Source organism: Actinoallomurus sp. NBC_01490, assembly GCF_036227085.1.
GTDB lineage: Bacteria > Actinomycetota > Actinomycetes > Streptosporangiales > Streptosporangiaceae > Actinoallomurus > Actinoallomurus oryzae.
On the sequence record NZ_CP109433.1, the window covers coordinates 11,265,316 to 11,292,147 of the forward strand.

Genomic DNA, 26,832 nt, shown 5'->3' on the forward strand with positions numbered 1-26,832 from the left:
GTGATCGGCTCGGTCGTCGGAATCGCGTGCAGGCGCTCGCGCAGCTCCTTGGCCGCCGCCTCGCCTTCCTCGGACGTGAAGCCCTGGTGCCAGACCCGGTCGAACCAGCCCTTGAGGATGGCGGGCATTCCGAACCACCACATCGGGAACTGGACGACGATGGTGTGAAAATCCAAAGGACGTTCATGACATCGATCATGACCGTGCGGCACGGCCACGACGACTGGCCTGATGGACAACATGTGCGAGGATCGGGCCATGGCTGTTTTGCCGGTGACGGGCGCCACCGCGTGGCGGTCCTGGCCCGTAACGAGATGCTGTCATTCGAGCTCAGCATCGTTCACCGCCTCTTCGGCCAGGCGCGCTCGGCCGCCGGTGCCGCGCTCTACGAGGTCATGACCTGCGCACCCGAGCCCGGGGAAATACGCACGGATGCCGACTTCACCGTCACCGTCGCTCACGGCCCCGAGGCGCTGGCCGAGGCCGACACCGTCGTCGTCCCAGGATCCCGAGTCGACTTCGAGCCTCGAAGCGAGCCGCTCGAACCCTCGCTCACCGCCGCGCTGGCGCGGATTCAACCCGGCACACGGATCGCCTCGATCTGCACAGGATCGTTCGTGCTGGCCGCGGCGGGCCTGCTCACCGGGCGGCGAGCCACCACACACTGGCGCTCATCCGCCCGGTTCCAGGAGCGATTCCCGGACGTCATATTCGACCTCGACGTCCTCTACACCGACGACGATGGCGTCCTCACCTCTGCCGGAGCGGCGTCAGGCATCGACCTGTGCCTGCACATGATTCGCATCGACCACGGCGCGGCAGTCGCCAACGAAGTGGCGCGCGGCTCCGTCGTCCCGCCACACCGCGAGGGCGGGCAAGCACGATACGTGCAGCGACCGATGCCAGACCCGAAGATCTCCTCAACCAGCAAGGCACGCGATGGGCCCTCGAGAATCTGCACCGGCCCGTCACGCTGCGGGAACTGGCAGCCCAGGAATCAACAAGCCGCGCCACATTCCGCGGCCGCGACCGAACGACCGGCTTCTCCTCGCCCACGCATCCGCGATGAGCCGGGGACCAGGCCATCCGGGGCCGGGCGTGTTACCGGCCTTCGCCGCCGGCTTCATCGTCGGGCGGGAGAGATCCGGACGCAGCACTCGCCCGGCCGGGGGGCCAGGGTCGCTCGCAGGCCGGTGGCCCGGAGGCCGTCGAGGTAGCCGGCCAGGAAGGCGTGGTTCATGGCGCACACGAGGTCGGGCGCCTTCGCGGTGAGCGGCTGGAACGGGCAGTTGTGCAGCCGGACCCGTGTCGTCGTCTCGCGGATGGGCTCGAAGCCGTGGCGCTCGAGCATGCGTTCGCAGATCGTCAGGCCCCGCTCCGCCCCCAGCCGCCCCGGGCGCGTCGCCTCACGCTCGGCCGCGCCGAGGGCGCGACCGCGTTCCGCCGCCACGCGTACCGCCGCCTGCCGGGCGTTCTCCGAGCGGGTCTCGGTCAGGACGGCCTCCATGAGCAGGTCGGCGAGGAGCTCGTGGCGGCGCTCGGGGATGGAGAACTGCACCGTGACGCCGGACGGCTCGTAGAGCTTGGGCCGGCGGCCGACGCGGTGCGGGCCGTCGGTGTGTTCGTAGTGGGCGCGGAGCAGGCCGGCGTCGACCAGCTTGTCCAGGTGGAACGCTGCCAGCTTCCGGGAGACCCCCACGCCGGCGGCCGCCTCGTCCCGGGTCAGGGGCCGACCGGCACGGCGGACGACGGCGTACATGCGCCGCCGGGTCTCATCGCCCAGCACGTTGACGGACTCCAGCGCGGTGTCCGCTGTGCCGGGCGGGTTCGCGTCGGATCCCACACCACCCACGGTAACGCCTACCGGCGCAGGCGCAATGCCTGGCGACTCCCATCACAGCTGGGCTTCTTGACCTCGCACGCCAATAAGACCAATACTCATTGGCGAAATGGAGGTGACCCGCGTGAGCATCCCCGCGACACCCGCGCTACGCGTCGTCCGAGACACCGAAGGCGTGGACCTGGCCGCGGCCGAGCAGGCCGCCGCCCGGTTCCTGCACGCGCTCGGCATCAGCACCGACACCGAGAGCCTGCGGCGTACACCCGCGCGGATGGCCCGGGCGTACGCCGAACTGTTCAGTCCTCGTCCGTTCGACCTGACGACCTTCCCGAACGACGAGGGGTACGACGAACTCGTGCTGGCCCGTGGCATTCCGCTGCGATCGGTGTGCGAGCACCACCTGCTGCCGTTCGTCGGCACGGCGCACGTCGGCTACCTGCCCGGCCGGCGGATCCTCGGCCTGTCGAAGCTGGCCCGCGTCGTCGAGCACTTCGCCTGCCGCCCCCAGGTGCAGGAACGCCTGACCAAGCAGGTGGCGGACTGGCTCCAGGAGCAGCTGGAGCCCCAGGGCGTGGGCGTGGTCATCGAGGCCGAGCACACCTGCATGACCCTGCGGGGCGTCCAGGCCACCGGCGCCACCACCATGACCTCGACGTTGCTCGGCGCGCTGCGCACCGACGCCCGCTCCCGCAGCGAGTTCCTCGCCCTCACCGGGCTGCCCGGCTGACAGCGCCGGCCGCGCCGCGTACGGCGTCCGCCGGCAGATCAGTTGAGGCGGGCGGCGGCGGAGCAGCGGCTGCCGTGGCAGGTGCGCAGGTTGTGGAGCGTCCGCTGGAGCTGGGCGAGTCGCGCCGGTGGCAGGGCCGCCACCGTGTTGTCGAGCTCGTACGGGTCGGTGCGCAGGTCGTAGTACTCCCGGTCGCCGTCCTTGTACTCGACGTAGAGCGCGTCCAGAGTCCGGATCGCGGTGTAGGAGGGCGGGTTTCCACCGGCGGGCCCGGGGCGGTCGGGATCGTCCTTGGCCAGGCTGGGCCCGTGGTGTTCGACCAGGATCGCGTCGGGCGCACCGGCGTCGCGTTCGCCGCGCAGGAGGGGGACCAGGCTCCGGCCGTCCACCGACGCCGGGACCCGTGTCCCGGTGAGCTCTTCGAACGTCGGTGCCAGGTCCGTGTTCTCGGCCAGCGTGGCGTCGGCGCCACCCCGCACGGAGGGGCCGACGACGATGAGCGGCACCCGGATGTCGGTGTCGAAGGCCGTGGTCTTGCCCGGCATGAGACGGTGTTCGCCCATGTGGTAGCCGTTGTCGGAGCTGAACACGAAGTAGGTGTTCTTGGCCAGGCCACGCGCCTGGAGGGTGGACCGGAGCCGGCCGACCATGCGGTCGACCGCCTGCACCGACTGAACCCGGCGCACGTACTGGCGGTCGATCTCGGCGAGCCGGGCGTGCCCGAGGCGGCGATAGCTCCGCAGCCACTGCGGCTTGTCGGCGATGTCGCTCTCGTTGAACGCCGGTCCGCGCGGGGCCCGGGCGTCCAGGAACCGGTGAGCGTCACGCGGCGCCGGAGTCGCCGGCAGGTGCGGCGCGAAGGAGGCGATCTCCAGCAGGAACGGCGTGCGGGCCGCCGCCGACCGGTCGATGAACGCGGTGCCCTTCGCGGACAGCACGTCGGTGAGGTAGTCGGCGGGAGAGGTGCCGCCGGTGCTCAGGCCGCCGTTCTCGTTGAGGACGTAGTGGTATCCGCCATAGCCGCCGGTGCCCACGCCGTCCCACTGGCTCCAGCCGGGCGGCACATAGGGGGTCCTGTCGTAGCCGTTGAGGTACTTGCCCATCATCGCGGTGCGGTAGCCGTTCGCCCGCAGCGCGACCGCGAACGTCTGGCGGTCCTTGCCGGTCCGGGTGAACTTGGCGAAACCGCCGTTCGGCCCGCTGTTCGTATAGATGCCGGTGTCGTGCGGGAACTGCCCGGTGAAGATCGACGAGCGGGACGGACAGCAGAACGAGTCGGTGACGAAGTAGTTGGTGAAGGACCGGCCCTCCTGCTGCAGCCGCCGTACGTTCGGCATGTACGAGAGCAGGTCCGTGGACAGGTCGTCGGTGAGCACGAACACGATGTTCGGCCGCTCCGCCCGCGAGGGCGTACGGCCCCCGGCCTCGTGAGCCGGGCGACGATGAGGGGCACACCCCATCAGCGTCAGGAGCAGACAGATCGCGATCGTACGGAGCGCAGGCCGGAAGCAGAGCACGAGCGGCCAGCCAAGCGCATGCGATCGCCTCGAGACACCCCCCTCGCCAGAGTGCGGGCATTGTTCATCCCCGCGCCGGTTCGCGTTTCCGTTCCCGGCCCGCGAACGTACCGTCGCGCCGGCTTCCCGCGCTCTGACGGAAGTGTCGGCCGTGGCCGCTAGGTTGCGGTGCCATGGTCGAGACGGTGAGCGTTCCGGTCGAGTGGCGTGAGCACATCCATCCGCGGCGCGGCGGTGTCGCCGGGCCGGAGGTCGTCCTGGACGAGGACGCCGCGCCGAGGGCGCGCGAGTGGGAGCGTGCGGCGCGCCCGATCGCCGAGGAGATGCTGGAGCACGAGCGCACCGTCCCCGAGCTCGGCAAGGCCGTACGCGCGTGGCTGGACGGCGAGCCCGACCCGGTGGGCGCGGCGGCCGTCGCCACCGTCGCGATCAAGCACCTTCAGGGCATCGAGGGCGCGGCCTTCCTGGACGCCTGGGCGCTGGACCACGGGCTCGCCTTCGCCGCCTGCGCGGTCACCGAGGCGTCCTCCATCACGCTCGGCCCGCCGCCGCGACGGGTGACACACGGCACCGGCGTCATCGAGCTCGTCGCCTATGCCGGCCCCGGGCCCCGGGGGTGGCGCGGCGAGATCCGGCGCACGACCCACGACGACCACGTCACCGTGAGCAGGTGGATCGCCGTGGACGCGGTGGCCAAGCGGCTCCGCGCGCTGCTGGCGGAGGCCCCCGAGGACGAATACCGCGACGCGGTCGCGCGGGTGTCGGCCCATCGCGGCGACGACCTGAGCCGTTGCACCGCCTCCTACCTCCTCCCGACCGAGACGGCCTGGATGGACGAGTCGTTGAACGACCCCTCCAGCGCGCGGGTCCTCGACCACGAACACGTGGTCTGCTCCCTGTCCAGCGCCGCGCACGTCGAGCGGATCGGCTGGATACCGCCGACCCCCGCCGTGCTCGGAACGCTGCTCGACGGGCTGGGCGCGGACGCTCTCCCGCTGCTGGACCAAGCGCTCAGGTACCCCTACTCCAACGCCGACGAGACGCGCCCGATCGTGCGGAGGGCCATCCTGGAGATCCCGGACGAACGGATCTTCCCCACGCTGCTCGACCGCATCGGCGACAAGGGCGGGCCCGCCGCCCTACAGGAGGCGGCCGAACGGCACCCCCTCCACGCGCTCCGGGCGCTGGCGCCGCAGGCCGACAACGGCACGACCCTGGGCCTCCGGGCGGCCGGGCTGCTGCGCGGGCTGCTGTACGCCGAGCCCACCCTGGCCGAGGCGCTGCCGCCGGGAGCCGTCGAGGCGTTCCTGCCGCGACCGGCCGTCCCCGACGGCGAGGAGCTGCCCGGCGTCCTCACCGGCAGGCCCGCCCGCAGCGCGAAGGTGGACTGGGCCGACCCGGCGCTGCTTCCACGGATCCTCACGCGTGACCGCGACCGGGCCCTGCCCGCGAGCGCGACCAAGTGCCTCCTGCACCTGCTCGCCAAGAAGGCCCCCGAGGTCGCCGCCGTCCGCGAGTTCTGCGACCGGCACTCGCTGGCCGAGTTCTCCTGGGCGCTGTTCCAGCGGTGGTACGCGCTCGGCTCGCCCACCCGGCACAACTGGGCGCTGGCGCAGCTCGGCCTGATCGGCGACGACACGACGGTGCGGCGGCTCAGCCCGCTGATCAGAGCCTGGCCCGGCGAGAGCGCCGCCGGCCGGGCCGTCGCCGCGCTGGACGTCCTCGCCGCGATCGGTTCCGACGTGGCCCTCACCCACCTGTTCGAGCTGACCCGCCGGAAGAAGTACAACGGACTCAAGGGCAGAGCGATCGAGAAGATCCACGAGATCGCCGCCGCGCGCGGCATCACGCCGGATGACCTGGCCGACCGCGCCGTCCCCGACTTCGGCCTGGACGCCCAGGGCACCCTCGTTCTCGACTACGGCCCGCGTCGGTTCACCGTGACCTTCGACCAGCAGCTCGTGCCGCTGGTCGTCGAGCAGAGCGGCAAGGTACGCAAGAGCGCGCCCAAGCCCGGGCCCAAGGACGACCCCGCCCTGGCCTCGGCCGCGCACGCCCTATTCACCGGTCTCAAGAAGGACCTGCGGACGATCGCCGACCAGGAGATCAAGCGCCTCGAACTGGCCATGATCGCCCGGCGAACCTGGACTCCGGGCGACTTCCACGCCCTGTTCGTCACCCACCCGCTGCTCGGGCACATCGTCCGCCGCCTGGTGTGGATCATCGACGACGGCACCTCGTTCCGCGTCGCCGAGGACGATACCTACGCCGACGTCGACGACGAGCTGTTCGCCCCGGCGCCGGACGCGCGCATCGGCATCGCCCACCCGCTCCTGCTGGAGGACCACCTCGCCGCCTGGGTGGAGCTGTTCGCCGACTACGAGATCCTGCAGCCGTTCGAGCAGCTCGGGCGCCCCTTCTACCGGCTCACGGACGACGAGCGCGCCGCGCACCGGCTCGCCCGGGTGGAGGGCCTCGTGCTCCCCTACGGCAAGGCCAAGGGCCACTCCGAGGGACGACGCTGGGAGTGGCTAGACGCCAACGGCGAGTTCGCGGGCGGGGGGCTCGCCCGGCGCGACCCCGCGGGCCTGTACGTCGTGGCGGCCCTGAGCCCCGGCCTCTACTACTACATGTACGGCGAAGGCGAGGATCAGGAGATCAAAGCTCTGTGGGCAGGCCCTGGGCCGTTCCCCTCGCCGAAGGACACGGTGCCCCTCGGCGAGGTCGATCCGGTCACGATGAGCGAGGCCGTTCACGACCTCGTCCGCAGCGCCTCCTAGGGCCGTGTGGTGCAGACCCAGGTGATCCAGTGGCCGCCGCCCGCGTTGGAGATGGCGTCCCTCTCGGCCGCGGACTTCGTGGAGCCGCGACCGCCCCAGTACCTGTTGGTGTGGGGGTTGAACGCGACGGCACCGCAGCTGTTGACGAAGGACACGAGGACCTTGCAGCCGGTGCGGGGGCACTCCCTCAGCGCTCGCTTCTCCGCGGCGGACTCGGAACTGTAGTCCCAGGACTTGCCGACGCTGCCGTCGTGCGCCACCGCGATGGCACCCCAGTGCTCCGCCGGCGGAGAGTAGGTGTCCTCCGGCGGAGAGTACGTGTCGTCCGGCGGAGAGAACGGCGTCGTGCTGGGCAGCGCCGGCGGGCTGAAGGTCGGGGGCGTCGGCAGGTCCGGCAACGTGGGCGCCGCGATCGGCCGCTTGCTCCCCGACGCGCCGACGTCGAACCCCCACCACAGGAGGGCACCGCCGCCGACCAGCACCACGACGACCGCGATGATGATGATGACCGCCGCGTTGCCGTTGTTCGGCTTCCGCGGCCCGGGCGGCCCCGGCGGACCCCATCCCGGCGGGCCCGGCGGCATCGGCCCCCCTGGCGGACCGGGCGGCATCGGCCCACCCGGCGGGCCGGGCGGAGGCGGAGGCCCGTACGCGGGCGGCTGGCCGCCGTAGGGCGGCTGCGGGGGTTGCACGGTGACCCACTCCCCAAATGCGTCAATGTCCGGAAGATCGTAGCGTTTGCCTCATCGCTGTGAAGCAGAATTAGGACGCCATTTCCGGCAGATTGGTTCCGGATCGATGGGAGCGGGAGAGCTCAGCCGGATGGATTCTCTCCGTGGATCACCGCCAGAGCGTGTTCCCGCGCCAGGGGCCGCAGCACGTCGTTCAGCTCGTCGAAGAGCGCGCCCGCGGTCATTCCCTTCCATTCCGGAGGCAGCAGCGACAGGGGAAGGCCGGGGTCGCGGTAGGGCAGCCGCCGCCACAGGGTGAGCATCGGCACGTAGATCTGGAACGCCTCCCGCGGAGTCGTGCCCTCGGCCGACGTCCGCTCGAGGATGGGGCGGTAGCGCCCCAGGAAGTCCTCGTACAGCGAGGTGAGCTCGACGAGGTCCCACCACGTGCGGACCTTCGCGGCCAGGTCCCCGTAGGCGAAGTGGTGGCCCGCGAAGATGTCGACGTACGCGGACAGCTCCTGGCGCTCCAGGGTCTGGCTCGTCTCCGCCGCCAGGTTTCCCGGCGCGACCCACACGCCGGGCGCGGCGGTGCCGAAGCCCAGGCGGGTCAGGCTCGACCGCAGCGCGTGGCGCTTCTGGCGTTCGGCCTCGGGCACGTTGAACACGACGACGATCCAGCCGTCCTCCACGGACGCCCGGGTGCGTTCGAAGATGCGTACGTCGCCCTCGGCGAGCACCTGCAGCGTCGGGGCGTCGAGGGTGTAGCCGGCCACACCCTCGCGGCGTTCGCCGTGGAGCACGCCACGACGCTTCAGGCGGGAGACCGAGGACCGTACGGCCTGCCCCTCCACCCCGAGATCCGCCATCAGCTCCACCACGGACGCGACCGACAGCCAGTTGCCCTCGGCGCGGGCGTACAGGCCGAAGATCGTGATGATGAACTGAGCGAGGCGAGTGTTCCGGCCGCTCACGGAATCGGAGGTCGACTGGAGCTCTGCCGTCATGCCCGCACCCTACGTGACGCTGCGTCGAGACCACGAAACGCCGGGCCACCTCGGCGGGGACTCCGCACCGGCGCCCGCCGTCTCAGGAGACCGGGATCGACTCGTGGGAGGGCGTCCATCGGAGGTGGACCTTCTGGTCGGACTCCTCGGCCCGCGGCAGGGAGAGACGAGGTCGTACGGCGTCGGTACGTGAGGTCGGCGGCTTGCGGCTGCCCGCCCGGAACGGGTCCGGCCAGTCCGCGGCGGCGCCCTGGTACTCCTGCTCGGCCGCCGCGTGCAGGGTCCAGTGCGGGTCGTACAGGTGGGTACGCCCGAGGGCGCACAGGTCGGCGCGGCCGGCCAGCAGGATCGAGTTGACGTCGTCGTAGGACGCGATGGCGCCCACGGCGATGACCGCCGTGCCGGTGGCCGCGGCGACCTCGTGGCGGATCCGGTCCGCGAAGGGTGTCTGGTAGGAGCGGCCGAACGCGGGGCGCTCGTCCTTGGCGACCTGGCCGGACGAGACGTCGATCGCGTCCGCTCCGTGGGCGATGAAGGCGCGGGCGATCTCCACCGCGTCATGTTCGGTGTTGCCGTCCGGGAGCCAGTCGGTCGCCGAGATCCGTACGCTCATGGGCCGCTCGGCCGGCCAGACGGCGCGAACGGCGTCGAACACCTCGAGGGGGAACCGCAGCCGGTTCTCCAGCGAGCCGCCGTACTCGTCGGTGCGGCGGTTCGCGACCGGCGAGAGGAAGGAGGAGAGCAGATAGCCGTGCGCGCAGTGGAGTTCGAGCAGGTCGAACCCTGCCTCCGCGCCGCGCCGCGCCGCCGCGACGAAGTCGGCGACGGCCCGGTCCATGTCGGCGCGGGTCATCTCGCGCGGCATCGCCGAGCCGGCGCCGTACGGCACCGGCGAAGGGCCGACGACCTCCCAGTTGCCCGTCGGCAGCGGGTCGTCCATGCCCTCCCACATGAGCCGGGTGGAACCCTTCCGGCCCGAGTGGCCGAGCTGGAGGCCGATGCGCGCGGTGCTCCGCTCGTGGACGAAGGACACGATCCTCGCCCAGGAGTCGCGTTGCCCGTCGGTCCACAGACCGGTGCAGCCCGGGGTGATGCGGCCCTCGGGCGAGACGCACACCATCTCCGTCATCACCAGCCCGGCCCCGCCCATCGCCTTGGAGCCGAGGTGGACGAGGTGGAAGTCGCCCGGCACGCCGTCCACGGCGGAGTACATGTCCATCGGGGACACGATGACCCGGTTCTTCAGCTCCAGCCGGCCGAGCCGGAAGGGCTGGAACATCGCGGGCGTGCCGCTCTCCAGCCCCTGGGCCGCAGCGAACGCGGCGTCGACGCGGTCGGCGAACTCCGGGTCGCGGGTCCGCAGGTTCTCGTAGGTGATGCGGCGTGACCGGGTGAGCAGGTTGAAGCAGAACTGTGTCGGCTCCTGGTGGACGTACATGCCGATGTTCTCGAACCACTCCAGCGAGGCCTGGGCGGCGCGCTGGGTGGATTCGACGACCGGCCGCCGCTCCGCCTCGTAGGCCGTCAGCGCCGACTCGACGTCCGGCTGCTCGTGCAGGCAGGCGGCGAGGGCGAGCGCGTCCTCCATCGCCAGCTTGGTGCCCGACCCGATCGAGAAGTGCGCGGTGTGCGCGGCGTCGCCGACGAGGACGACGTTCCCGTGGTGCCACCGTTCGTTGCGCACGGTGACGAAGTTGAGCCACTTGGAGTTGTTGGCGAACAGCCGGTGGCCCGCGAGCTCTCCGGCGAAGATCTCCCCGATTCTCGCGATGGCCTGCTCGTCGGAGGTGCCGGGCGGGAACTCGGCTCCTTCGCTCGCGTGGAAGCCGGCCCGGCGCCAGACGTCCTCGTGCATCTCCACGATGAAGGTCGAGCCGCTCTCGGAGTAGGGGTAACCGTGGACCTGCATGGTCCCCCACTCCGTCTCCTTGATGAAGAACTGGAACGCCTCGAAGACCCGGTCCGTGCCCAGCCACATGTACTTGCTGAGCCGCCGGTCCAGCGCCGGGCGGAACACCTCCGCGTAGGCCGCCCGTGTCGAAGAGTTGACGCCGTCGGCCCCGACCACCAGGTCGTGCGACGTGCGGAGCGCCTCGACGTCGGGGGCGGGCGTCGAGAAGTGCACGACGACCCCGAGGGCGTGGCAGCGCCGCCGCAGCAGGTCGAGGAGTTCTCTGCGGCTCATCGCCGCGAAGCCCTGGCCACCGACGGTGTAACTCTCTCCACGGAAGTGGATGTCGATGTCGGTCCATCGGGCGAACCGGCGCGCCATGGCCTCGGCGAAGCCGAGGTCGGCGTTCTCGATGCCTCGATGCGTCTCGTCGGAGAACACCACGCCGAAGCCGAACGTGTCGTCGGGCGCGTTGCGCTCCCAGACGGTGATGTCGTGGGCCGGGTCGAGCTGCTTCATGAGAGCGGCGAAGTAGAGGCCACCCGGGCCGCCGCCGGCGATCGCGACCTTCACGCGAGCTCCTCTCGTCGGACGGCCACAGGCGCTTCGGCCGCCGGCTCAGCGGCGTGTTCGGCCTCGACGAGCCTGCGGAGCGCGAAGTGCTGCAGCTTGCCGCTGGCGTTGCGGGGAAGGGAGTCGCGGAACCGCACGTCGCGCGGGTACTTGTACGGCGCCAGCAACTGCTTGACGTGGCGCTGGATCTCCTCGGCCTTGGCCGCGTCGCCGGTCACGCCCTCGCGGAGGACGACGAAGGCGCAGACGACCGAGCCTCGCTCGGCGTCGGGGCGGGCGACGACGGCCGACTCCAGCACGTCGGGGTGCGTGTCGATGGCGGCCTCGACCTCGGGTCCGCCGATGTTGTAGCCGGACGAGACGATCATGTTGTCGCTGCGGGAGTGGTAGTAGAAGTAGCCGTCCTCGTCCCGGGAGAAGATGTCGCCGGTGACGTTCCAGCCGTTCACGACGTACGCCTCCTGCCGCACGTCGTCGAGGTAGCGGCAGCCGACCGGGCCGATGACTCCCAGCCGTCCCGGCTCTCCCGGCCCGAGTTCGGAGCCGTCGGGGCCCAGAATGGTGGCGCGGAAGCCCGGCACCGGCCTTCCGGTGGCGCCGGGACGGATCTCGTCGCCGGCGGCCGAGATGAAGATGTGCAGCATCTCGGTGGCGCCGATGCCGTCGATGACCCTCAGCCCGATCCTGTCCCGCAGCTGCTCCCAGACGCCGCGGGGCATGTGCTCGCCGGCCGACACTCCGGCCCGCAGCCCCGCGAGCAGCCGTTCCCTTCCCTCGCGGAGGATCGCCCGGTACGCGGTGGGCGCGGTGGCGAGGACGGTGACCCTCTCCCGCTCGACGATCTCCGCCAGCTGGAGCGGGGTCGCGGTCTCGGTCAGGAGAGAGCAGGCGCCGGCCCGCAGCGGGAAGACCGCGAGCATGCCGAGCCCGAACGTGAAGGCGAGAGGGGCGGTGCAGGCGAACAGGTCGTCGGCGGCCGGCTTCAGCACATGGCGGGAGAAGGTGTTGTCGATGGACAGGATGTCCCGGTGGAAGTGCATGGTGATCTTTGGGACGCCGGTGCTGCCCGAGGTCGGCCCGAGGAGCGCCACGTCGTCGGCGGAGGTCTCCACGTCGGTGAACTCACCGGACTTCGCCGCCGCGCGAGCGAGGAGGTCGTCGCCACCGGGGCCGCCGTACTCCATGACCTTCAGCGACGGCAGCGCGGTGTCCCTGACGGTGTACACGTCGCCGGCGAAGCGGTGGTCGACCAGCGCGATCGAGGGCCGCGTCCGTTCGGCGATCGGGGTGAGCTCGCGGGCGCGCAGGGCGGCCATGGTGGTCACGACGACGCCACCGGCCTTGAGCACGCCGAGCCACGCCGCGACCGTCCACGGGTTGTTGGGCGAGCGGAGCATGACGCGCTGTCCGGGGAGCAGGCCGAGGTCCTCGGTCAGCACCTGGGCGACCTGGGCGGCCCGGGTCCGTAGCTCGCCGTAGGTCCAGGTCTCCCCGCCCGGCGTACGCAGCGCCGGGCGTTCGGCCCCGAACGTCGAGGCGGGGACGTCGATGAGTTCGGTGGCGGCGTTGAGCCGCTCGGGGTATCGCAGGTCCGGCGTGGTGAACTCGATCGTCGGCCACAGGTCCGCCGGGGGCAGGTGGTCGCGCGTGAAGGTGTCCCGGTGCGCTGATGGGGAGGAAAGCAACGGAAGTCCTTCCGGTAGCCGCGGACGGGCGCCGCGGGTCAAACGAGGCGGATCATGCCCTCCTGGACGACCGTGGCCAGGTGGCGCCGGTCGGGCGTGAAGAACCGGCCGAGCCCCACGCCGCGGCCCGCCTCGGCGGCGACCGCTTCCTGGACATAGAGGAGCCAGCCCTCGACCGGTCCGGAGCGGTGGAACCACATGGCGTGATCGAGGCTGGCGGTGACGAGCTCCGGCCGGGCCCAGGCCAGGCCGAGCACCCGGAGGACGGGCTCGAGAATCGTGTAGTCGCAGACGTAGGCGAGCGCGGCCAGGTCCCGCTGGGCGTCGGTCAGCCCCGCGACCGGCCGGAGCGGGTCGAAGGGCTTCACCCACACGGCCTGGTGCGGCACCGGCTCGCCCTCGACGGTGAGGTAGACCGGGCCGGGCACGTGCCGCATGTCGAAGCTCCGGCCGCCGGACCAGTACTCCTTCGACCGCTCGGTCATCGAGCCGCCGTCGCGCCCGGCCAGGTACGCCGCCGAGCTGGGCAGGTCGTCGGGGTCGGGGACGGGCTCGGTGAGCTCGGCCAGGAAGCTGCCGCCGGGCTCCCCCGCGGCGAAGCCGGCCAGGCACACGTAGATCGGCTTGTCGTTCTGGTAGGCGCGCACCTGCCGGGTGCTGTAGCCGCGGCCGTCCCTCAGCAGCTCCACCTCATACCGCACCGCCGCCCCGATGTCGGCGGGACGCAGGAAGTAGCTGTGCATCGAGTGGAGCGTCTTGCCGTCGGTCACCGACCGCATGGCCGCCGCGGCGGCCTGGGCGACCAGGTCTCCGCCGTACGCCTTGGGCCACGGGCAGGGCTGCGTGATCGCGCTGAAGGCCAGGTCGAAACGCTCGGGCGCCTCCTGCGTCAGCGTGACGGCGGAGGTGAAGATCTCCGAGGTCCCGAGGGTCTGGGTCTTCATCGGTCCAGCCAGTCGCGCAGGTCCGCGTCGGCGACGTCGGGCAGGTTGACCACGATGTTCTCCGGCGTCCGGGTGGTCATCCAGGTCAGCGGCTTGACGCGCGAGAGGTTGCACTCGATGTGCGGCATGAACGGTGGCACGAAGACCCAGTCGCCTTCCTCCATGTCGACGTAGTCCTCGAACTTCTCGCCGAAATAGATCCGCGCCCGGCCTGACAGAACGTAGCCGCCGGTCTCGGCCTCGCCGTGGTGGTGGGTGACCGAGCGGTAGCCGGGTTCGTTGCTGACCTTGCCGAACCAGAGCCTGGTGGCCGGGGTGTGCTGGATGCTGACCCCCGAGATCCGGATCGCTCCGCCCGAGTCGGCCGTGTTGGCGTCCTCGCCACCGCCACGGGTCACGACCGGAGCGACGAGACCGCTGGGCAGCCGGTACATCGAGTTGTCGCCCTCGAGTCGGTATTTGCTGAGGTCAGGCTCCATGGATCTGCTCCGTTCCGGTGTGCGCGGGTCAGGGCGCCACAACTTCGTTGTATCTCGTGTTTTTAACGACCGTCAAGTAATCTCCATATATCTCGCCCAGCCGAACAGGAGGCCCGATGACTCCCGTCGCCGTGAACCCGGCCGCGCTCCCGGATCCGCGCGGTTACTCGCACGGAACCCTCGTGGGCAACACGCTCTACCTCGGCGGGCAGACCGCTCTCGACGCCGAGATGAAGATCGTTCCGGGCGGCATCGTCGAGCAGTTCCGGCAGGCGTTCGGCAACCTGCTGACCACGCTCCGAGAGGCCGGAGGCGAGCCGGAGGACCTGGTCAGCGTGACGCTCTACCTCACCGACATCCCCGGCTACCAGGCCCACGGGAAGGAGATCGGCCGGGTCTGGCGAGAGCTCGCCGGCCCGGTGTACCCAGCCATGGCCGGCATCGGCTGCACCGCCCTGTGGCAGCCCGAGGCGATGATCGAGATCCTCGGCGTGGCCGTCATCCCCGAACACCGGCTCCGTACGCCGGGCCGGTGAGACCCACCCCGGCGACGCCGGGCGAACGGGCCCTGCCCACCGGCATCGGCGTCTGGCCCGCGATCCACGCGTCCGGGCTACGGAGACGTGACGTCGTTGTTGGCGTTCGTCAGCGGGAGTTCCGCGCGTAGGTTCGTCCCGGTGCCGCGGGGGCTGTCGAGTCGGATGCGGCCGCCGAGGGCTTCGACGCGGTCTTTGAGGCCGAGCAGGCCGGTGCCGCGGGAGAAGTCGGCGCCGCCGACGCCGTCGTCGCGGACGGTGACGTGCAGGACGGTGCCGGTGGTGTCGGTTTCGATGGTGACGGTGATGAGGGAGGCGTGGGCGTGTTTGGCGGCGTTGGTCAGTGCTTCGGCGACGAGGTAGTAGACGCTGACGTCGACGTGTTCGGGGAGGCGTCCTTTGGTGCGGACGGTGAGCTGGACGGGGATGGGTGAGCGGCGGGCGAGGGTGCGCAGGGCCGCGGCGAGGTCGCCTTTGGCCAGGATGGCGGGGTGGATGCCGCGGGAGATCTCGCGGAGCTGGTCCAGCGCGTCGGTGGCCTCGGCGGCGAGGTCGTCGAGTTCGGTGAGGAGTTCGGTGAGGTGTGGGGGTGCCGCCGCCTGTGCGGCGCGTATGCGCAGGGTCAGGGAGACCAGGCGTTGCTGGGCTCCGTCGTGCAGGTCGCGTTCGATCCGGCGGCGTGCCTGGTCGGCGGCGGCGACGATCCGCATGCGGGAGTTGGTGAGCTCGTTGCGGCTGGCGGCGTTGGCGATGGCGGTCGCGACGAGTTCGGTGAAGTCGGCCAGTCGTTGCTCGGTGTCCGGGGGCAGCGGTTCGCGGCCCGACCCGACGCCGATCGCGCCCCAGACCCGGCCCTCCACCACGATCGGGCCCGCGACCGCGTGACGCGGTCCCTCGGAGGTGATCTCGCCCGCCCACCTCAGGTCTTGCAGGTCGTGCCGGGCGGCGCGGCCCGTCTCCTGCACCGACGCCATGGCCGAGCGGGGGTCGAGCCTGCCCCGCTCACCCGACACGGAGCGCCAGAACCCGTGGCCTCCCATCACCGTCGTCTCCCCGTCCGGTTCGAACCGCACGACCGCCGTGTCGTCGGCGCCGAGGAGCGTGGCGATCTCTTCGGCGACGGCTGTGAGCATCGACTCCGGCGCCACGCCGCGGGCGACCAGCGTGGCCACCCGCCGCAGCGCCGCCTGCTCATCGGCGATCCGGCGGAACTCGGCGTACAGATGGGCGTTGTCCAGCGACACCGCGAGCTGACCCGCGATGAGTCTGACGGCGTCGAGCCGTTCGACGGTGAAGGCGCTGCGGATGAGGCGGTTCTCCAGCAACAGCACCGCGTGCAGCGTGCCGCGGCTGAGGATCGGCACGGCCAGCAGCGAGCAGAAGGTCACGTCGGAGAAGTAGGGATCGCGGGCGAAGCGGTCGTCGCGGGTGGCGTCGTCCACGATGAGCGGCTCACCGGTGCGCCGCGCGTACCGCAGCACGGACATCGGGACCGCTCGTTCGTTGCCCTTTCCGCTGATGAGGGTGGTACCCCTGCTGCCGGGCACCGGCAGGAGCCAGTCCTGGCGCTCGTCGCTCCACAGCGGCAGATGCACGGCGGTCGCCCCGGTCATCGCGCTGAGCACCCGGACCACGCGGGCGTGCAGCCGTTCGACGCTGGTCTCCGAGCTCAGGGCCTGCGACGCGGACAGGATGCCGAGCAGGTCGAGGGTCCCGGTCGTGACGATCTCCCGCTCCCGGAGGGCCTCGCCGGCCGCTTCGCGCTGTATCCGTAGACGCGGGTACGCCCAGTCGAGCTGGGCGACCTTCGCGGTCGCGCCCCACGCGAGGTACTGCCGGCGCGCCTTGATCAGGAGCTGGTGACCGGTGTGTTCGACGCCGTGGGCGAGGTAGAAGCGGGCCGCGCGCTCGGTGATCAGCGCCTGGTGCCAGGGGCGCCGGCGCTTGGCGACCTCGCGCCGGGCGGCGTCGAAGGCGATGGCCGCGACGCGGAAGTCGCCGGCCGCCCAGGCACGCTCGGCCTCGACCAGCCGCATCAGGTGCAGGAAATTGGCCGGTGCGTCCGCGGCGCGGGCGGCCAGCCACCGCGTCACCTCCTCCAGTTCGGACAGCAGCCGGTCACGCTCGTCGCCATGACTGTCACGGGCCTGGGCCGCGAGGACCAACCCGCGCAGCACACGGGCCACGGCGGTCGAGTAGACGCCCGGGACCGCCGGCAGCAGCGGCATCGCCGCCGCCATGTGCCGCGCCAGGCCGCCCGGATCGCTGAAGATGGCGGCGGCGACCGCGTGGTTGAGATGCGTGTGGAACAGAGCCGCCACGTTGCCGGCGTACCTGTCGGGCGTCGCCTCGCCGGCCGCGGGCGGGCCTTCGCCGCGCAGCACGCCCACCAGCCAGCGATAGCCGTCGAGCCACTGGGCGGTCTGCTCGCTGCCGGTGTGCCGCACGAAGGCCAGCGCCGCGTCCACCTCGGCGGCGCAGTCGTCCAGCGAGGCCGCATCCTCCAGCAGGCCTTGCACGGTCACCTCGTAGGTGTATCCGGCGTTGGCCAGGTCACCTCCTGCCAGCAGCCCCTCGCGGGCCTGCCGGCCCGCTCGGACGGTGTTCTCGATCGGCTCGAACCAGCAGCTCAGAAAGGCGAACAGGAAACGCGCCTGCGATGCGTCGGGCTCGTAACCGCGGGCCTCGCCCAGCGTCAGGATCCGGCGCGCCGCCCGGTACCCGGCGGCGTAGTCGCCGCGGAACGCCACAACGGGGAAGCCGACGTGGATCGCCGGGCCGAGCAGCGTACGAGCGGAACCGTGGTCGAGCCAGATCCGCAGCGCCTCCAGGCTCAGCCAGGCGAGCATGGCCTGGTCGGCGACGAAGTAGCTCGCCGGCACGAGCGTGTTGAGCACACGGGTCACGGCGAGCAGCCGGGGATCGGTGATGTCCGGCCAGGCCGTCGCGTCATCGCTGTCGGTGCGTTCCAGCCACCGGTAGAGGGACTCGAACCGGCGGTCGAGTTCGGCGGGGAGGCGGTCCGCGGCGGGAACGGCGATGCCGAGCTCTCGGAGCGAGCGCCGACCCAGATCGAGCGCCTCGGCGAGGCGGTTCCGATGGGTCAGGCTTCTCACCTGCACGCACGTCGCGTCGGCGCGTTCGAGGACCGAGGTGCACAGCTCCTCGATCGTGCGGTAGTCCTCGTCCGCGTCGTCCAGGCGCCCCATGCTGTAGAGCGCGAGATGGCGCCCGGTGTGCACCTGGGCCAGCGTGGCGGTCTCACTCGGATCAACCAGCCGCAGCGCCGCCGTCAGCAGCGCGTTGACCAGCGCGTAGTCACCGATCAGGACCGCCTGGTCGGCGGCCCGCCGCAGCAACTCCACCACCCGGCGCCGCTCCGCGGGATCATCGACCGCCTCCACCACCGGCAGGTACTGCTCCGCCGCCACCGCGAACCACTCCGGCACCGCGGCGAGCCGCCGCGCCAACGCCAGCCGCAAAGAGCGCCGCCGTGCGGGATCCAGCCCGCCCAGGATCACCTCCCGGATCCGGTCATGACGAAACCGCACCGCCGGACGCGCCCCTGGCTCCGGCGTCAGCAGGCCATCGTCCAGGGCGGGCGCCAGCGCCTCTTCCACCGCGTCCGCCGATACGGCTATGGCGGTCCGCAGCACGATCAGTTCGGCTCGCCCGCCCAGGCACGCCATCGCCTCCACCGCCCGCCGCGATGACGCCGGAAGGCACGCGACCCGCTCCGCCAACAGTCCCGCCACCTCGGACCGGCCCAGGTGAGCGCGTACGGTTGGCGCGTCCCACCGCCATCCGGTGGCCGTCGCCGCCAACAGGCCGCCGCTGCGCAGTGTGTTGAGCAGCTCAACGGTCTCGTACGGATTGCCGGACGTGTACGGACCGATCGCCTCCGCCAGGCCCGCCGCTCTGGGCGGCTCGACGTGCAGCATCTCCGCGACCATGTCGACCGTGGCGGACACCGGCAGGTTGGCCAGCCGCAGATGCCGCACCTCGCGCCGTTCCCGCCACCGCGACAACGGACCCGCCAGCGGATGGGTCGCCTCCACACCCCCCTCCCGATACGCCCCCACCAGCAGCAGACCGTCGGTGGAGTCCTCGCTCAGCATCATGTCGACGAAGCCGAGTGGCGTTCGCCCCGCCCATTGCAGGTCATCGATGAACACCACCACCGGCCGTTTCCGCGATGCCACCGCACGCAGGAGGTCAGCCGCCATTCGCTGTGCCCGTACCTGCGCGGTCAACGGGTCTCCCGGATCCGGCGGCACTCCCAGCAACGCCGCGAACTCCGGCACCACCGTGATCAACAACCCCGCGTTGGACCCGACCTCCCGCAGGATCCTCTGGCGGACCTCTGCCAGCTCGTCCTCCGGCTCGGCCAGCAACAACCGCCCCAGCGCCCGGAACGCCTGCCGAGCCGCGTCGAACTCCAGATCCCGCCGATACTGATCGAACTTGCCCGCCACGAACCAGCCGTCCCGCCCCGTCACCACCGGCCGCAACTCATCCACCAACGCCGTCTTCCCCACCCCCGGCACCCCCGCGACCAACACCCCACGACACCGGCCCGCCAACGACTCCTCAAACGCCGCCTCCAACGCCGCGACCTCACCATCCCGCCCCACCAACCGCGACGGCGGCAACAACCGCAACGGAAAATCCCGCTCCCCCACCCGCAGCCCCGCCACCGCACCCGTACCCGCCGCCCGCAACCGCTCCAGGTCATAAACCACACCCTCGGCCGTCTGATACCGGTTGTCCGGCTCCTTCTCCAACAGATGCATGATGATCGCCGACAACACCCCCGGCACCGCCCGATTCACCCGATCCGGCGGCACCGGCACCCGAGCCAAATGATCATGAGTCAACCGCAACGGATCACCCGAACCGAACGGCGGCCCACCCGTCACCAGCTCATACAACGTCGCACCCAACGCATACAGATCAGCACGCTGATCCACCGGCCGCCCCGTACGCCCCGTCTGCTCCGGCGCCAGATACTCCAACGTCCCCACGATCTCGCTGTGATGCGTGAACTCCGGACGAACCTCCACAAACGACGACGCCAACCCGAAATCCACCAACCACGGCCCACCACCACCGACAAGAACGTTCGCCGGCGAAATATCCCGATGCACCACACCCCGCCGATGCACCCCCGCCACCACCCGCGCCAACCCCAACCCCAAACCCACCACATCACCGACCACCCAGGGCTTGGGCGAATCCGCCAGACACACCCCACCCACATCCGCCATCACCATCGCCCCAGCACACCGCGGCTCCTCCACCAGCCGCGGAACCCCCACCACACCCCGCAACCGCTCAAGAACCGCCAGCTCATGCGACAACCGCCGCTGAGCATCCGGCCCCAACGGCTCCTTCACCACAACAGAACGTTCGGCACAGAAGAGGCGCGTAACGCGCGTTCGTTCGCTCTCGTGGAGTATCTCCACCCGGTCGGGCGGATCCCGCCCCGGCAACACGTCGTCCGCCCCCATCCGACACCTCCCCCGCTGGTCGGACCCGGTTAATATCCTGTCTACACCTAGTCTGAGCAGGTGTGATGCCCGCCACGATGACCTCGGGCAGCGAGCCGCGGATCATCAGCTCGGCCCGGTGTCCGCGTACCGGGTGAGACGTCGCGCCAGATCATCCACGAGACCGCGCAGCTCGCCCGGTTGCTCGATCACGAACGGGCGGTCCAGCGCGGCGAGCCGGGGCGGGATCCACTCCAGCCGCTCGGCGCGGAGCCGGACGCGGCACCAGCCCTCGCTCCGAACCGCCTCGTCCTTCGACCGCGGAGGCGACGGGACTTCGTCGACGATCGCGACTCCCTCCGGGAACTGCGAACGGATGCGGTCGACAGTGGCCTGAGCGCGAAACGCGACCTCGTGCGCCCACGGCGTCCGCGCGAGGCCGGTCAGCACGTGGGCCGCGGCGTCGAAGTCCTCGGGCTGGTCGAACGAGCCGGACAGCACCTCGACGTGTTCGATCCGATCGACCCGGAACGTCCGTACCTGCCCGCTGATCGAGTCCGCGCCGGCGACGTACCACCGGCCGGAGTGGGCGACGAGGCCGTACGGGTGAACGACCCGCCGGCTGCGCCGCTCGTCGCGGGCGTGGTACCGCATCTCGACCGGGCGCCGGTCCCAGGCGGCCTCGGCGAGGCTCAGCAGGACCCGCCCGCCCGGACCGGTGACGGCGTCGTCGGCCGGAGCGGTGAAGCGCGCCGTCGCGAGCAGCGCGGTCAACCGGCGGCCGAGCGGCCGGGGCAGCACGCGCCGGATCTTGGCCGTGGCCGTGTCGGCGGCCGCGGCCGAGGTCGCGCCGAGCCCCGTCCGCCGTACGGTCATCAGGCCGAGCAGCGCGGCCAGTGCTTCGTCGTCGGTCAGCATCAGCGGAGGCATCCGGTACCCCGGAGCGAGCCGGTAGCCCCCGTACCGGCCCCGCACCGACTCGACCGGCACGTCGAGGTCGACCAGGTGGTCGATATAGCGCCGGACCGTACGCGCGTCGACGCCCAGCCGCTCGGCGAGGCTCGCGAGGGGATGGACACCGCCCGCCTGGAGGATCTCCAGAAGCGCGAGTACCCGAGCGGTAGGACGACTCATGGCAGCAAGTCTCTCGCGAATAGTGGACGGTTTCTGTCCAGTATCCGGCCTACAGTCGGGCCGTCATCACCCGACAGAGGAGCTACGCGGCAATGCACTTCGCTTCGATCCGCATCATCACCGACGACGTCGACCGAATGATCGAGTTCTACGAGAACGCCACGGGCCAGACGGCGAAGCGGCCCACGGACGACTTCGCCGAGATCATCACCCCCACCGGGACCATCGCCCTCGCGAGCGCCCGTACGGTGCGGGCGCTCGGCCCGCACGCGCCCCGGCCGGCGGCCAACCAGAGCGTGATCATCGAGTTCCGGGTCGAGGACGTCGACCGCGAGTACGAGAACCTCAGGCGGTTCGACCCCGAGTTCGTGAACGAGCCCACGACGCAGCCCTGGGGAAACCGATCACTGCTGTTCAGGGACCCGGACGGCAACCTGGTCAACTTCTTCACCCCCGTCACCCCGGACGCCCTCAAGCGCTACGAGCGGTAGGCCGTCCGGCCGCGCGCCGCCCGGCTCTCTCCGGGGTGCCCCGGTCGCCGGGCGGGACGCGGGAAGACCGCGGCATCGCCCGGGAACGGGACGCGGTACGGCCGGGGGCGCCGGCCGTACCGTGTCCGTCCGGCCACCCGCTCCGCGTCAAGCCTGGGGCTGGGGGTTCCGGGGCCAGCCGTAGCGCTCCTGGTCCGACGGGCGTGGACCTTCGGGGCCGTCGCGGCCGACTCGCATCATGCGCGAGATCCGGACGATGCAGTAACGCCGCCCCAGCACCTCGAACACGGGGCCGGGCGAGGCTTCGACCTGCTCGGCGGCCTTCTTCCACTCGGCGAGTTCGCCGGGCGTCGCGGGGTCGCCTTCCCACGCACGGATGCGGGGCAGCGCCTCGACGAAGTGGAAGGCCAGGTTGGTGCGGGCCCTCTCGGGGCCGTCCGCGCCGGTGATCTGGCTGACGGAGTCGCCGTCGAACTCCACCACGTTGAACTCCGGCGGGAGCAGGATCACACCGGGGTGGGTGCGGATCGCGTGCCGCGCCTCGGTCATGACCGCCTCCGGGACCGGCTCGGGGAGCGGAGGCACCCAGCCGACCAGGTTCAACCGCATGCGGGCCTCCCACACCCCGGCCGGCGCCAGCGGGTCGATGGGGTGGCCTTCCAGGAGAGAGGCGTCGGAGGAGGGCGGGTCGACGTCGGTCGGCCGGGGCGGCTCCATCACCCGGTCACCGATCAGGATGAACTTCTCGGCCCGCACGAGCCGGTAGCGCTTGTCGCCGATCTCCCACTCGTCCTTGGCGAGCTGCTCGCCGGACTCGGGGTCGAGCTTGCCGGCCGCCGCCAGCATCGCGCGCCGGACCTCCGGGTCGGTCTCGCGCTCTCTCGCCTCGAGGCGCAGGTGACTCGCCAAGCCGATCCGGGCCCCGTACGGGTCGTCTCCACCGACGGTGCCGATGCGCCAGGTGGTCCCGGACTGGATCGCGAACCCGAAGTCGGGCCCGCCTCCGGTGATGAACCGGGGGTACTCCCGCATCCGATCGCCGAGATCCTTGTCCCGCATCGCCGCGACCGGGTCGAGATCGGCGACCACATTGATGTGGTCGTACCCGGGCATCAGAGAAAAGGCCATGGCCACATACTGTCCGCAACCACCCGATCACGCATCGCTTATCGCGATTTTGGCGAGGCCCGCACGGTGCTCACCGCTCCTCCCTGAGGTCGGACGCCTTCACGCCCAGCAGGAGCAGCGCGACGGCGAGGAGCACGATGCCCCCGCTGATCTGGAGACCGAGGGAGAGACTCCCGGTATTGGCCTGGATGAAGCCGAGCAGTGACGGCGATGCCGCGGCGGCGAACGACCCCATGGAGGTCACGACGGCGATACCCGTGGCCGCCGTACGGTCGGAGAGGTAGATCGAGGGGATCGAGTAGAAGACCGTCAGCCCCGAGTAGTGGGCCGCCGCGAGGATCGCCAGGAGGACGACGACGAGGACGACGCTGTCGTGGGCCAACGAGATCGCGACCATCGCGACCACGGCCACGATCCAACTGGCGGCGGCGTGCCAGCGTCGTTCGAGCGTACGGTCGGAGTGGCGTCCGACGACCACCATGACCACGATGCCGAGCAGCGGCGGCAGCGCGGAGAACAGGCCGAGGTTGAGGACATCGCCGACGCCGGCGTCGGCGATGATGCGAGGCGTCCAGAAGGACACGGCGTTCGCGAGGGTGTAGGCGCCGCAGGCGCACAGGCCGAGGATCCAGACCTTGCGGTCGCGCAACGCCGGCAGCAGGCCCTGGTGGCGGCCGTCGCGGACCCCGCCGCCCTTGCGCCCCTGGTCGGCCTCCAGGTCCGCGCGGACCGCCGCCTTCTGCGCGGGGGTGAGCCATTTCGCCTGTTCGGGCCCGTCGACCAGCCAGAAGAGCACCAGGATCGCCAGCAGGATCGGCGGGATGCCCTCGATCAGGAAGAGCCACTGCCAGTCGGCGAGCCCGGCCACGCCGCCGAAGGTGTGCATGACGCCGCCGGACACGAGGGAGCCGAGCACCCCGGAGACCGGTACGCCCATGAAGAAGACCGCGGTCATCCGCGTACGGCGGGCCGAGGGGAACCAGCGGGACAGAAAGTACAGCGCGCCGGGGAAGAACCCGGCCTCGGCGACGCCGAGCAGGAAGCGGGCGACGCAGAAGGTGATCTCGTCCCGTACGAACAGGGTCGCGACGGTCACGACTCCCCACGAACCCATGATCCGCACCAGCGTCTTACGCGCGCCGATCCGGGCGAGGAGTGCGTTGCTCGGCACCTCGAAGAGGATGAAGCCGACGAAGAACAGGGTCACCCCGAGGCCGTACACGGCGGGCCCGAAGCCCAGGTCCCGCTTCAGGCCCTGCTGAGCGATCCCGATGTTGGTGCGGTCGACGAAGCTGACGATGTAGCAGATGACGAGCAACGGCATGAGGCGCAGCGCGATCAGGCGATACGTGGCGGTACGGTCCACGGCGGGCTCGTCGAAGGCCGCCTGGTCGCGGGGTCCGGTAACGGCTGGAGGTTCGGCCACGAGCTGCGACTCCTTCAGCAATGGGGCGGTGAGGGCTGGGTCGCCGAAGCGGCTGGGACGTGAGTGTGTGGGCCAGGTGTTGACTTTGTCAATAGTCGACCGAGGCCGATAGGATCGGGCCATGGTCGAGCGCGCCGACGGCAAGGACCTCGTCCCCATCTCCGAGCTGCTGTCCTACCGCCTGTCGCGTACGTCATCGGCGCTGTCCCGCAGCGCCGCGCTGCGCTACCGGCGCGAGTTCGACGTCAGCCTGGGCGAGTGGCGCGCGATCGCCCTCATCGCATCGGACCCGACGCTGACGCTGGGCCGGCTCGCCCGGCGCGCCGGCCTCGACAAGGCGCAGATGAGCCGGGTGGTCAGCAAGCTTACCGAGCGAGGGTTCGTCTACCGCACCACAGGGTCGGGGCGCACCTCGCAGCTGGCCCTCACCGAGACGGGGATCGGCGTCTACCGCGGCCTGATCACCGCGGCGAACGAACGCGACGCGATGTTCCTCGGCGCCCTGTCCCCCGAAGAGAGCGAGGCGCTGCTGCGCGCGATCGACAAGCTCGCCGAGCTCGCGCTGTCCCTCGAACGCCAGGAGCGGGAGCACGCCGACAGCGACTGACGTCGTGTTGACTTCATCAACGCTTTGGCATAGTTCTTGGGCGTTGATGAGGAGGTGACTCGATGACCGACGCGGTCACGATCTGTGAGTGCTTCGCACGCGACGGGCTCCAGCACGAACCGGCGTTCGTCCCCACGGAGACCAAGGTCACTCTGCTGGAGGCGTTCGTCGCCGCCGGGTTCACCCGGATCGAGGCGACCAGCTACAGCCATCCGGAACGCGTCCCCGCGTTCGCCGACGCGAGCCGGGTGCTGACCGAGGTCACACGCCGTCCCGGCGTGGCCTTCAAGGCGACCTGCCCGAACCCGCGGGCCGTCCGCCGGGCGATCGACGACCTGGACCACGGCGTGGGCGCCGAGGAACTCAGCCTGCTCGTCTCCGCCAGCGAGAGCCACACCGAGCGCAACCTCGGCACGACACGAGCCGGGCAGTGGGAGCGGGTCGCGGAGATGATCCGGCTGGCCGCGGGGCGGTTCCGGCTGATCGGCGTGGTCTCCGTCGCGTTCGGCTGCCCGTTCGAGGGAGACGTGGATCCGGGCCGGGTCGCCGAGGACGTGGCGCGCTTCGCCGACCTGGGCGCGGACGCGGTCACGCTGGGGGACACGACCGGCGTGGCGACCCCGGGCGCGGTCGCGGCGATGTTCCGGCGGCTGGAGCGCGAGCATCCCGGGCTCCCGGTGATCGCGCACTTCCACAACACCCGTGGCACGGGCATCGCGAACGCGGTCGCCGCCCTCGACGCCGGCTGCCGGCACTTCGACAGCGCGCTCGGCGGAGTCGGCGGCCACCCTTCGGCCATCACCTACGGCGCCGGGCTCACGGGCAACGTCTGCACTGAGGACCTGGTGAGCCTGTTCGAGGCGATGGGCGTCGACACCGGGCTCGACATCGACGCGTTGGCCGCCGCGTCGCGGGCCTGCGAGGAGGCGCTGGGCAGGCCGCTCTACAGCATGGTCGCCCGCGCCGGCTTCGCCCGTACCGGCTTCGCCCGCTCCCGCGCCTGACGCCGCACCACCGAGGAGACTTCGTGACCGCCACCACCGGCGAGAACAGGGCCGGCACCGGTGCCCCGTCCGAGCAGGTGCTGCTCGTCGAGGACCGCGACGCCGTCCGCGTTCTCACCCTCAACCGCCCCCACAAGCGCAACGCGCTGAACACCGCGCTGACCCGGGCCCTGGACGACGCGCTGACCGCGGCCGACCGCGACCCGGACGTGCGCGCCGTCGTGCTCACCGGCAACGGGCGCGGCTTCTGCGCGGGCGCCGACCTGTCGGAGTTCTCCGCGTTGACCCCCGACAACCCCGAAGCCGTCCTCGAGCGCGCGGATCTCACCGCCCGCCTGCAGACCCGGATGCAGCGGATGGGCGTCCCGGTGGTGGCCGCCGTGCGCGGCGCCGCCGTCGGCGGCGGAGCGGGGCTCGCCATCGGCGCGGACATGACCGTCGCCGGCACCGACCTGAAGTTCGGCTATCCCGAGTTGCGGCACTCCATCGTTCCCGCGCTCGTGATGACCGGCCTCCAGCGCCAGCTCGGCCGCAAGCTCGCGTTCGAGATGATCAGCACCGGACGGCTGCTCACGGCTGCCGAGGCCGCCGAGCAGGGCCTGGTCAACCGCGTCGTCGAGCCGGATGAGGTCGTGCCGGCGGCGATGGAGATCGCGCGGCAGTGGGCCGCCGTGGAGCCCCGCGCGATCCGGGCCGCCAAGGACCTGTTCTACCGTGTCGCCGACCTGCCCACCGAGGCGGCGATGCGCGCGGGTCAGGACGTGAACGCGCTGATGCGCGGGTTCCGCCGATGAGCGAGCGAATCAACGAACACGCGCGCCTGGTCACTCCTCCGACGCAGGAGGACTCATGAGCGAGCGGAGCGAGCGAATCAAAAAGCACAGTGCGCTTGGTCACTCCTCC

The 26,832-nt window shown here is 71.1% G+C and carries 20 protein-coding genes and 1 pseudogene; 8 read left to right on the forward strand and 13 right to left on the reverse strand.

All coding sequences use genetic code 11. From position 1 onward, the window contains the following. Positions 1-47: 47 nt before the first annotated feature. Positions 48-260: pseudogene (locus OG417_RS52080) on the reverse strand (NAD(P)H-dependent oxidoreductase); the annotation flags it as partial. A gap of 54 nt (positions 261-314) precedes the next feature. Between OG417_RS52080 and OG417_RS52085 the strand changes: the two are divergent. Continuing rightward, positions 315-1,217, forward strand: coding sequence for an AraC family transcriptional regulator (locus OG417_RS52085; RefSeq protein WP_329263137.1), 903 nt, complete (start codon positions 315-317; stop codon positions 1,215-1,217). Here OG417_RS52085 and OG417_RS52090 read toward each other — a convergent pair. Further along, complete coding sequence (locus tag OG417_RS52090; RefSeq protein WP_329246662.1) at positions 1,124-1,843, reverse strand: helix-turn-helix transcriptional regulator; 720 nt, start codon at positions 1,841-1,843, stop codon at positions 1,124-1,126. The two genes, OG417_RS52085 and OG417_RS52090, sit on opposite strands and share 94 nt — an antisense overlap. A 121-nt stretch (positions 1,844-1,964) precedes the next feature. Between OG417_RS52090 and folE the strand changes: the two genes are divergently transcribed. Beyond that, a complete protein-coding gene (gene folE / locus OG417_RS52095) occupies positions 1,965-2,567 on the forward strand; it encodes a GTP cyclohydrolase I FolE (protein WP_329246666.1) in 603 nt (200 codons plus the stop codon). Between the two features lie 38 nt (positions 2,568-2,605). Here folE and OG417_RS52100 read toward each other — a convergent pair whose 3' ends face one another. Beyond that, positions 2,606-4,027: a sulfatase family protein gene (locus OG417_RS52100; protein WP_329246669.1), complete on the reverse strand. Its 1,422-nt coding sequence runs from the start codon at positions 4,025-4,027 to the stop codon at positions 2,606-2,608. A gap of 230 nt (positions 4,028-4,257) precedes the next feature. Here OG417_RS52100 and OG417_RS52105 point away from each other — a divergent pair, with 230 nt between their 5' ends. After that, a complete protein-coding gene (locus tag OG417_RS52105) occupies positions 4,258-6,864 on the forward strand; it encodes a DUF4132 domain-containing protein (RefSeq protein ID WP_329246672.1) in 2,607 nt (868 codons plus the stop codon). Here OG417_RS52105 and OG417_RS52110 read toward each other — a convergent pair. The 6 genes from OG417_RS52110 to OG417_RS52135 form a co-directional block, all read right to left on the reverse strand. Continuing rightward, positions 6,861-7,448: a DUF4189 domain-containing protein gene (locus OG417_RS52110; protein WP_329246674.1), complete on the reverse strand. Its 588-nt coding sequence runs from the start codon at positions 7,446-7,448 to the stop codon at positions 6,861-6,863. The genes OG417_RS52105 and OG417_RS52110 overlap by 4 nt on opposite strands. Positions 7,449-7,678: 230 nt before the next feature. After that, complete coding sequence (locus tag OG417_RS52115; protein WP_329246676.1) at positions 7,679-8,542, reverse strand: PaaX family transcriptional regulator; 864 nt, start codon at positions 8,540-8,542, stop codon at positions 7,679-7,681. An 82-nt stretch (positions 8,543-8,624) separates the two neighbouring features. Beyond that, positions 8,625-11,006 carry a bifunctional salicylyl-CoA 5-hydroxylase/oxidoreductase gene (locus OG417_RS52120; RefSeq protein ID WP_329246678.1) on the reverse strand — a complete coding sequence of 794 codons (2,382 nt, stop codon included), beginning with the start codon at positions 11,004-11,006 and terminating at the stop codon, positions 8,625-8,627. After that, positions 11,003-12,691: an AMP-binding protein gene (locus OG417_RS52125; protein ID WP_329246681.1), complete on the reverse strand. Its 1,689-nt coding sequence runs from the start codon at positions 12,689-12,691 to the stop codon at positions 11,003-11,005. Before OG417_RS52125 ends, OG417_RS52120 begins: the two co-directional genes overlap by 4 nt. Before the next feature lie 38 nt (positions 12,692-12,729). Then, positions 12,730-13,635 (reverse strand): acyl-CoA thioesterase, encoded by a 906-nt coding sequence (locus tag OG417_RS52130; RefSeq protein WP_329246684.1) that lies wholly within the window; start codon positions 13,633-13,635, stop codon positions 12,730-12,732. Continuing rightward, entirely contained in the window at positions 13,632-14,114 is a 483-nt protein-coding gene (locus OG417_RS52135) for a cupin domain-containing protein (RefSeq protein WP_329246686.1), read from the reverse strand. The genes OG417_RS52130 and OG417_RS52135 overlap by 4 nt, the downstream gene beginning before the upstream one ends. 116 nt (positions 14,115-14,230) lie before the next feature. On the opposite strand from OG417_RS52135, the gene OG417_RS52140 reads away from it, so the two are divergent. Beyond that, positions 14,231-14,650: a RidA family protein gene (locus tag OG417_RS52140; protein WP_329246688.1), complete on the forward strand. Its 420-nt coding sequence runs from the start codon at positions 14,231-14,233 to the stop codon at positions 14,648-14,650. 77 nt (positions 14,651-14,727) lie between these two features. Here the strand turns inward: OG417_RS52140 and OG417_RS52145 are convergent, their stop codons facing one another. After that, positions 14,728-20,160 (reverse strand): AAA family ATPase, encoded by a 5,433-nt coding sequence (locus OG417_RS52145; RefSeq protein ID WP_329246691.1) that lies wholly within the window; start codon positions 20,158-20,160, stop codon positions 14,728-14,730. Between the two features lie 105 nt (positions 20,161-20,265). Continuing rightward, positions 20,266-21,273 (reverse strand): helix-turn-helix transcriptional regulator, encoded by a 1,008-nt coding sequence (locus tag OG417_RS52150; protein ID WP_329246693.1) that lies wholly within the window; start codon positions 21,271-21,273, stop codon positions 20,266-20,268. 92 nt (positions 21,274-21,365) lie between these two features. Between OG417_RS52150 and OG417_RS52155 the strand changes: the two genes are divergently transcribed. After that, positions 21,366-21,764: a VOC family protein gene (locus tag OG417_RS52155; RefSeq protein ID WP_329246696.1), complete on the forward strand. Its 399-nt coding sequence runs from the start codon at positions 21,366-21,368 to the stop codon at positions 21,762-21,764. Positions 21,765-21,911: 147 nt separating this feature from the next. Here the strand turns inward: OG417_RS52155 and OG417_RS52160 are convergent, their stop codons facing one another. Both OG417_RS52160 and OG417_RS52165 read right to left on the reverse strand, forming a co-directional pair. Beyond that, entirely contained in the window at positions 21,912-22,892 is a 981-nt protein-coding gene (locus OG417_RS52160; protein WP_329246698.1) for a DUF5954 family protein, read from the reverse strand. 70 nt (positions 22,893-22,962) lie between these two features. After that, positions 22,963-24,318 carry an MFS transporter gene (locus tag OG417_RS52165; RefSeq protein WP_329246701.1) on the reverse strand — a complete coding sequence of 452 codons (1,356 nt, stop codon included), beginning with the start codon at positions 24,316-24,318 and terminating at the stop codon, positions 22,963-22,965. A gap of 121 nt (positions 24,319-24,439) precedes the next feature. Between OG417_RS52165 and OG417_RS52170 the strand changes: the two genes are divergently transcribed. The 3 genes from OG417_RS52170 to OG417_RS52180 all read left to right on the forward strand — a co-directional run bounded on the left by OG417_RS52170 (position 24,440) and on the right by OG417_RS52180 (position 26,723). Continuing rightward, on the forward strand, positions 24,440-24,925 hold the full coding sequence (locus OG417_RS52170; RefSeq protein WP_329246704.1) for a MarR family winged helix-turn-helix transcriptional regulator: 486 nt from the start codon (positions 24,440-24,442) through the stop codon (positions 24,923-24,925). A 62-nt stretch (positions 24,926-24,987) separates the two neighbouring features. Then, a complete protein-coding gene (locus tag OG417_RS52175) occupies positions 24,988-25,929 on the forward strand; it encodes a hydroxymethylglutaryl-CoA lyase (protein WP_329246707.1) in 942 nt (313 codons plus the stop codon). A 23-nt stretch (positions 25,930-25,952) separates the two neighbouring features. Next, positions 25,953-26,723: an enoyl-CoA hydratase/isomerase family protein gene (locus OG417_RS52180; protein ID WP_329246708.1), complete on the forward strand. Its 771-nt coding sequence runs from the start codon at positions 25,953-25,955 to the stop codon at positions 26,721-26,723. Positions 26,724-26,832: the final 109 nt, after the last annotated feature.